The 1708-nt window shown below is 54.4% G+C and carries 1 protein-coding gene; it reads right to left on the bottom strand.

Translation table 11 applies throughout. The features are described 5' to 3' along the window. Nucleotides 1-249: 249 nt before the first annotated feature. Nucleotides 250-1494 carry an integrase gene (locus tag Q8Q08_00035; GenBank protein MDP2652407.1) on the bottom strand — a complete coding sequence of 415 codons (1245 nt, stop codon included), beginning with the start codon at nucleotides 1492-1494 and terminating at the stop codon, nucleotides 250-252. Between the last annotated feature and the right edge of the window lie 214 nt (nucleotides 1495-1708).

Genomic DNA, 1708 nt, shown 5'->3' on the forward strand with positions numbered 1-1708 from the left:
CTCCCTCGCTTCTTCCTTCAAAGAGAAAGGGTTCCTTGCATCCTCCTAAAGAAAAAAATACACTTGTTTTCGAAGAGAGAATCTACCCGCTATGACCGCCGGAATAACCGATCACATCTGGAGTATTACCGAACTTTTGCAGGCCGCATGAAAACGGTTCCACTAATCACTCATAGCCCAGCTCAACGATGGCCTGTCACGCAATTTAAGAATGTTACTTTGGGGGAATCGTCCTGCAAAAAGAGAATGTTACTCATCGTCATCGTTTTCTCTTTCTTTTTTGGTACTTTTTTCTTTCTGTGGAAGCCTGTGGAAAGTTGTGGAAACTGTGGATCGCGGAGTTGGATTCGGGTGAGTCCGGGAAGCCCGATGATAAATGCGATCTAACTTTTTCTCGATGGTTTGGGAGAGTTCGAAAGGATCGAGCGAGGCCAGCAGCGTTTCCAGCGTAGCCACTTTGGCAGGGTCCGCCTGGGAGCAAGAGCGCAGGCGCTGGAAGGGTGTTTGGGGAGAGCTGTAAACGCGCCTCAACCTGGAGCCGACACGCACTTTGCGCAGCAGCTTGAGAGAAGGCAGAAAGAGGTTCTGGAAGAGGCGCAGCTCGTGGCGGTAAAGATCCTGAATGGCCTCGAAGGCCGCCGGGGAGTCGTAGCGCTCATAGCCCAGCACGCGCCGCACGTGGGTCCAGTTCTTCTGCTCGATGTGGGCGTTGTCGTCCTTCTTATAAGGCCGGCCACGGGTGAACTGAATATTTAAGTTCCGGCAATAGCCCAGCAGGTGACGATTGATGAACTCGGAGCCGTTGTCGGAGTCGATGCCGAGCAGGGGAAAGGGCAAAGCCCGGCGCATTTCTTCCATGGCTTCACAGACGCCTTGTTGTCCTTTGCCCATGACCACGCGGGTTTCGACCCAGGTGGTATGAATATCGGTCATGTTGAGGGAATAGCAATACTCGCCGGAAGCGCACTCGCCGCTGTGGGAAACCAGATCGACTTCGGTGAAGCCGGGTGTCCGCACGTCCCAGGCATCGGTCTTCAAAGGAATGTGGTGCTTCAACAGAGTTCCCGGTTTGGTGTGGCCGTACAACCGTTTTCGGATGCGGCGTTTCCGATCCTGCAGGCGGTAGTCGATGGTTCGGGCGCTGATGCGCAGCAGTTGCCGTTCCAGGGCGGGCGATAAAGAAAATCGTTTCCTGGTCCAAGGCATCCACACCGGCAGGATGGCTTTCAAGCGCACCGACCAGGGGTAGCCCGCAGCCTCCCAGATGGCGCTCAGCACCGAGATCAATCGCGATCCGTAGGATCGGCGCCGTGGGGAACGGCGCGGCTTCCCCTCCCTGGGAAGCGGTCCGTTCAGCAGTCGAATGGCATGCTTCCGATGATAGCCGCAGTTGGAACAGAATTCGTCCAGAATGCGCTGCTTCAATACGGCCGGAGCTTCTTGGTACCGGGGGTGAATCTTTCTCAAATATTCCCATTTCGATCGTCCGCTCATGATGCCACCCCTTTCTAGTCGGGTAACATCTTAAATTGCACGACGATCTCCCTCCGGGTAACATTTTACGTTGCGCGATACGTACCTTGCTTTTCACTACCAGATCACCTAAAATGTCCAATTCCTGGGAGCTTTGTGCTTCGTCACCTGCCTGGCCGGGCTTGGAAGTGCTCTGGGATGCTGTTCTGTCGGCCAAATAATCAGTTGATTTCAA

This window comes from Candidatus Omnitrophota bacterium, assembly GCA_030688425.1.
GTDB lineage: Bacteria > Omnitrophota > Gorgyraeia > Zapsychrales > JANLHA01 > JAUYIB01.